Annotated in this window: 4 protein-coding genes; 2 read left to right on the top strand and 2 right to left on the bottom strand. The window is 72.6% G+C overall.

Going from position 1 to position 5,878, the window contains the following annotated elements:
• Positions 1-224: 224 nt before the first annotated feature.
• A complete protein-coding gene (locus ACFCV8_RS29925) occupies positions 225-1,415 on the top strand; it encodes a sensor histidine kinase (RefSeq protein ID WP_376688608.1) in 1,191 nt (396 codons plus the stop codon).
• Between the two features lie 126 nt (positions 1,416-1,541).
• Here ACFCV8_RS29925 and ACFCV8_RS29920 read toward each other — a convergent pair whose 3' ends face one another.
• The gene (locus tag ACFCV8_RS29920) at positions 1,542-2,222 is read right to left on the bottom strand and encodes a response regulator (RefSeq protein WP_376688607.1); all 681 of its coding nucleotides are present in this window, start codon (positions 2,220-2,222) and stop codon (positions 1,542-1,544) included.
• A gap of 184 nt (positions 2,223-2,406) precedes the next feature.
• Between ACFCV8_RS29920 and ACFCV8_RS29915 the strand changes: the two genes are divergently transcribed.
• Positions 2,407-3,468: an RICIN domain-containing protein gene (locus tag ACFCV8_RS29915; RefSeq protein WP_376688606.1), complete on the top strand. Its 1,062-nt coding sequence runs from the start codon at positions 2,407-2,409 to the stop codon at positions 3,466-3,468.
• A 1-nt stretch (position 3,469) separates the two neighbouring features.
• Here ACFCV8_RS29915 and glgB read toward each other — a convergent pair whose 3' ends face one another.
• Positions 3,470-5,812 carry a 1,4-alpha-glucan branching enzyme gene (gene glgB, locus ACFCV8_RS29910; protein WP_376688605.1) on the bottom strand — a complete coding sequence of 781 codons (2,343 nt, stop codon included), beginning with the start codon at positions 5,810-5,812 and terminating at the stop codon, positions 3,470-3,472.
• Positions 5,813-5,878 lie beyond the last annotated feature (66 nt).

Genomic DNA, 5,878 nt, shown 5'->3' with positions numbered 1-5,878 from the left:
CAACTCTCCCCCCACCCTCTTCGGGGGGGGGTGGTGGGGGGTTTGTTTTGTGTTGTGGGGGGGGGGGGGGGGGGGGGGGGGGGGGGGGGCCCCCCCCCCCCCCCGCCACCCATCCTTCAGCGCCGTGGCGGCCTGCGACGTCAGCCCGGAGCACGGTCCGTGACACGGGTTGTCGGCCGATCGGCCGACAGCCTCCGGTCGGAACCGGCTCCTAGGCTGAGCAGGTGGACCCGACACTTCCGTTCTCGCCGGCCGCGGTGCGCCTGATCCGGGCGGGCGTGCTCGTCGCGCTGGCCCTGACCTGCTTCGCGGACTTCGCGGTGCTCTTCCTGCGGCACCCGCCGACGCAGACCGCCGCGACCAGCTGGATTCCGGTGTTCATCACGGGACCACTGGCCGCCGCCCTGGCGCTGCCCGACAACCGCCGGCTGCCCTCCCTCACCCGGCGGGCCGCGTTCGTGGCCGCCATGTCCCTGGCCCTCAGCTGTGCCTGCCTCTTCTTCCCGCAGAGCTGGGCCGGCTGGGGCTTCCTGGAGATGATGGCGCTGCTGGCACTGGTCATCCGGGTCCTCGCCCAGGTCGGTCCCGCCCGGACGGCGGGCTGGATCGTCGCCGCCCTGGTCGTCGCGCTGCTCGTACTGCCGCTGCGCGGCCGGAACCCGGACACCGCCGTGGGCGCCGTCTACGTGATCACCGTCGCCCTGACCGTCTGTGTGATCCTCGGCACCACTCTCCGGGCCCAGGAGGGCCATCGTCGACGCGCCGTGCAGGACGTCCGCCATGCCGAACGGCTCGTGCTCGCCCGTGACCTGCACGACCTGGTCGCCCATCACATGACCGGCATCATCGTCCAGGCCAACGCGGCCCGCACCATCCACGCCACCGCCCCCGACAAGGTCGAACCGATCCTGGAGGCGATCGCCCTCGCCGGTACCGAGACCCTGGAGTCCATGCGCCGACTGGTCCGGGTCCTGCGCGAGGACGACCACATCCCCCTGCGCCCCGGCGACCTGCCGGCCGAACTCGGCGAACTGGCCGCCGAGTTCACCCGCAACGACCCCGACGGTCCGCCCCTCCGGCTGGAGGTCACCGCCGCCGCCCGCGGCACCCGCTTCAGCCCCGAGGTCGAGACCTCCGCCTACCGGGTCGTGCAGGAAGCCCTCACCAACATCCGCCGCCACGCCCCCGGTGAACACGCCACCGTCCACCTGGACGCCGACGACGACTGGCTGTACGTCACGGTCACCAACCCCGCCCCCCGCCACCGGCCCGCCCGTCCGGCCGGAGGCCACGGCGGCCTGGGCCTCGTCGGCCTGCGGGAGCGCGTCGAAGCCCTGGACGGCACGTTCCGGGCCGGGCCCACCGGCACCGGGTACTGGCAGGTCTCCGCCGCGCTGCCCCGCCACCCGGTCTGAGGGCCGCTCCGTGATCCCCGGTGGACGAGCGCACGGCCGGGTGCCGCAACTGTCGTCGCGCGCGCCCGTCAGGGATCACGGGACAGCCTTTGGCCCTGCCTTCCGAATGACGGCGTCCGGCCGCGGTCACGAGCGGGACGTGACCATGCCGTGCTCCCACGCCCAGGCCGCCGCCTCGACCCGGTTCCGTACGCCGAGCTTGGTCTGGATGCGGCCCAGGTACGTTTTCACCGACGACAGGGACAGGAACAGCTCGTCGCAGATCTCCTGATTGGTGCGGCCGACCGCGACGAGCCGCACGATCTCCACCTCCCGGCTGCTCAGCCCCGCCGCCTCCGCCGTCCCCGCCCGGCCGCGGCCCGTCCCCGGCCGGGCGCCCAGCCGACGCAGCAGGCGCACCGTCACCGCCGGCGACACCAGCGCGTCACCGCGTGAGGCGGCCCGTACCGCCTCCACCAGCAGCGCGGGAGTGGCGTCCTTGAGCAGGAAGCCGCACGCGCCGAACCGCAGCGCGTCGCGCACGTAGTCGTCCTGGTCGAACGTCGTGATCACCACCACGTTCATCCGCGGATCGGCGTCCGGGCCCGCCAGCACGCGCGTGACCTCCAGGCCGTCCAGGCGCGGCATCCGGACATCGGCCAGCACCACGTCCGGGCGCAGCCGCCGCGCCAGCTCGACGCACTCGGCGCCGTCACCGGCCACGCCCACCACCCGGATTCCGGGCTGGGCGTCCAGAATCATCTCGAACCCGGTGCGCACCAGCTCCTGGTCGTCCGCGATCACCACATCGATCAAGCCCTCAGCCACAGCCGGTTCCCATCACAGCGCCCTGTTCCTCCCGGATTCCTCACAGTTTCCTCCCGGGCTCCTCCCGGTGAACGGCGGGGCCGGGACGCAATTGTGCGCAACGCCCGACCGCCGGGCGCGGCCGCACTAGAGTGACCGGCGGCATCACTCCACGCGATCCGATGATCACACAGGGGGAACAGTCGTGAATTCACGCGCAATCGGCGCCGTACCCAGGGTGCTGGCCGCCCTCGTGGCCGCGCTGGCCGTCGTACTCGGCCTGACCGTGCAGGCGGCCGGACCGGCACGGGCGGCCGAGACGTCCGGCCTCGCCGGGCTGACGCTCACCTCCGGCAGCAACAACCGCAACCTGGACGTGCAGAACGGCAACACCGGGGACGGCGTGTACATCGTCACCAACTCCGCGCCCGGCTACCACCAGCAGTGGACCGCCAACAAGCAGGCCGACGGGTCGTTCACCCTGGCCAACGACTTCACCGGCAAGTGCGTGGCGACCGGTCTGCCGCTGCGGCAGCAGTCCTGTTCCGGGGCCGCCGCCCAGCGCTGGTACTTCCAGCCCGTCACCGGCGTCGCCAACACCTTCATGATCCGCAACGCCGGTGACAACAGCTGCATCGACATCGTCCTGAACGCCCAGTACAACGACGCCTGGACGCAGACCTACGGCTGCAACGGCACCGCCGCCCAGCGGTGGAAGGTCCCCGCGGCCGCCGCGGACGACGCCTTCGCGGCCGCCGTGGAGTACGCCTCCAAGCGCTGCCAGAAGGACGCGACCACCTGCTCGTGGACGAAGGGCACCCAGGCGCCCGCCGAGCCGCTGCCCGTCGAGTGCGTCTCGCCCGTCTGGTACAACGGCACCGGCGCCCCGGTGCCGTGGACGTTCACGCTGACCACCACCAGCGGATGGTCCAGCACGCTCGGGGTGTCCTTCACCTCGACCCTGGGCACGGGGGCGGCGAGCCCCGTCCAGACGAGCGTCTCCCTCACCATCTCCGGCAGCGTGACGTACAACCTGAGCGAGACGCTGGGCAACAGCCTGACGATCACCGTCCCGCAGCAGCAGTACGGCTGGGTGGCGCTGTCGAAGCTCGCCACCAAGGTCACCGGTGACTGGACCTTCGACGCCAACGGCTACCCGTGGAAGGCGCACGACACCGTCACCGTCCCGCTGGTCAGCGACGACCAGGGCCACGCCAGCGTCTACCTGGCGAAGACCGCGCCCGAGTTCACCACCTGCGGCGGCTGAGTCACACCGGTCGCAGCCACACCGTCGCCAGCGGCGGGAGCGTCGGCGCGACGCTGGTGCTCCTGCCGTGGGCCGGGACCGGTTCCGGCTTGAGCGGGCCCGTGTTGCGCACGCCGCCCCCGCCGTACCGGGCGTCGTCGGTGTTGAGCACCTCGGCCCAGGCCACCCGGTCCCCGGGCACCTCCGGCACCCCCAGGCGGTAGCCGTGCCGCACCACCGGGGAGAAGTTGCTGACGGCCAGCAGCGGCGAGCCGTGCGCGTCGTGTCGCAGGAACGCGAAGACGTTGTCCTCGGCCGCCCCGCCGTCCACCCAGGCGAACCCTTCCGGGACGGTGTCGAGCTGCCAGAGCGCGGGCGTTTCGGCGTACACCCGGTTCAGGTCGCCCACCAGGGCGCGCACCCCCCGGTGGTCGCTCTCGGCCGCGTACGAGGGGTCGAGCAGCCACCAGTCCGGTCCGTGCCCCTCCGACCACTCCGCGCCCTGGGCGAACTCCTGGCCCATGAAGAGGAGTTGCTTGCCCGGGTGGGCCCACATGAAGCCGAGATAGGCCCGGTGGCCGGCGCGCTGCTGCCACCAGTCGCCGGGCATCTTGGAGACCAGCGCGCGCTTGCCGTGCACCACCTCGTCGTGCGAGATCGGCAGGATGTAGTTCTCGCTGTACGCGTACACCATCGAGAACGTCATCTCGTCGTGGTGGTACTTGCGGTGCACCGGCTCCTTCGTCATGTACTCCAGGGAGTCGTGCATCCAGCCCATGTTCCACTTCAGGCCGAAACCCAGGCCGCCCAGGTCGGTGGCGCGGGTGACGCCGTCCCAGGCGGTGGACTCCTCGGCGATCGTCACCACCCCCGGACTGCGCCGGTAGACGGTGGCGTTCATCTCCTGGAGGAAGGAGACCGCGTCCGGATTCTCCCGGCCACCGTGCTCGTTGGGCGTCCACTGCCCGTCCTCGCGCGAGTAGTCGAGGTAGAGCATCGAGGCGACCGCATCCACCCGCAGCCCGTCGACATGGAACTCCTCGCACCAGTAAGTGGCGTTGGAGACAAGGAAGTTGCGCACCTCGCGGCGGCCGTAGTCGAACTCCAGCGTGCCCCAGTCGGGATGCGCCGCCCGCTTCGGGTCCGGGTGCTCGTACAGCGGCCGGCCGTCGAACTCGGCCAGCGCCCAGTCGTCGCGCGGGAAGTGCGCGGGCACCCAGTCGACGATCACCCCGACCCCGGCCCGGTGCAGCGAGTCGACCAGGAAGCGGAAGTCGTCGGGGGAGCCCAGGCGGGAGGTCGGGGCGTAGAAACCGGTGACCTGATAGCCCCAGGAGCCGCCGAAGGGGTGCTCGGCGACCGGCATCAGCTCCACATGGGTGAACCCCAGGGCCCGTACGTACGCCGGGAGCTGGGCGGCCAGCTGGCGGTAGCCGAGCCCCGGCCGCCAGGACGGCAGATGCACCTCGTACACCGACATCGGCGCCCGGTGCGCCGGGACGTCGCCGCGGTGCGCCATCCACTCCTGGTCCTGCCACACATGGTGCGAGGCCGTCACGACCGAGGCGTTGGCGGGCGGCACCTCCGCGCGCCGGGCCATCGGGTCGGCGCGCAGCGTGTGCGAACCGTCCGGGCGGCAGACGTCGAACTTGTAGAGCGCGCCCTCCCCGACCCCGGGCAGGAACAGCTCCCACACCCCGCTCGAGCCGAGCGAGCGCATCGGGTACGCGGTGCCGTCCCAGTGGTTGAAGTCCCCCGCCACCCGCACGCCGCGCGCGTTCGGCGCCCATACGGTGAAGCGGGTGCCCGTCACCCCCTGGTGCTCCATGGTCCGGGCCCCGAGAGCCGTCCACAGCTCCTCGTGCCGGCCCTCGCCGATCAGATGCAGGTCCAGCTCGCCGAGCGCGGGCAGGAAGCGGTACGGGTCGTGCGTCTCGACGGAGGCGTCCGGGTAGTCGATCAGCAGCCGGTACTCCAACGGCGTGTCCGCCGGAAGCAGTGCGGCGAAGAAGCCGTCGCCCTCGTCGTGCAGCGGCACCCGCACGCCCTTCGCGAGCACCGTGACCGACCGGGCGTACGGGCGCAGCACCCGCACCCCCGTCCCGCCGCGCACCGGGTGGGCGCCGAGCAGGCCGTGCGGGGCGTGGTGCTCACCGGCGAGCAGCCGCCCCCGGTCGGCGCCGTCCAGCGGGCGGGCGGTCCGGGTGCCGCCCCGGCGCGGGCGCGACGGCTCGGCCCGGGCCGTCCGGGCGGCGGTGGCGGGCGCGGTCTTCCGGGCGGGTGCGGTGCGGGCGGGCGCGGTGCGGGGCGCTCCGGCGGCGGGGGAGGACGAGGGCGCGGTGCGGGCGGGCTTGCGGGCGGTCACGGGACGGGCTCCTCGGAGGGTGTGTGTGTGTGGGGGGGGGGGGGGGCGGTCTCTTATAAACAAAAA

Origin of the sequence: Streptomyces sp. NPDC056347 (genome assembly GCF_042262625.1) — a bacterium.
GTDB lineage: Bacteria > Actinomycetota > Actinomycetes > Streptomycetales > Streptomycetaceae > Streptomyces.
This window is presented reverse-complemented; position numbering and strand designations above follow the sequence as displayed.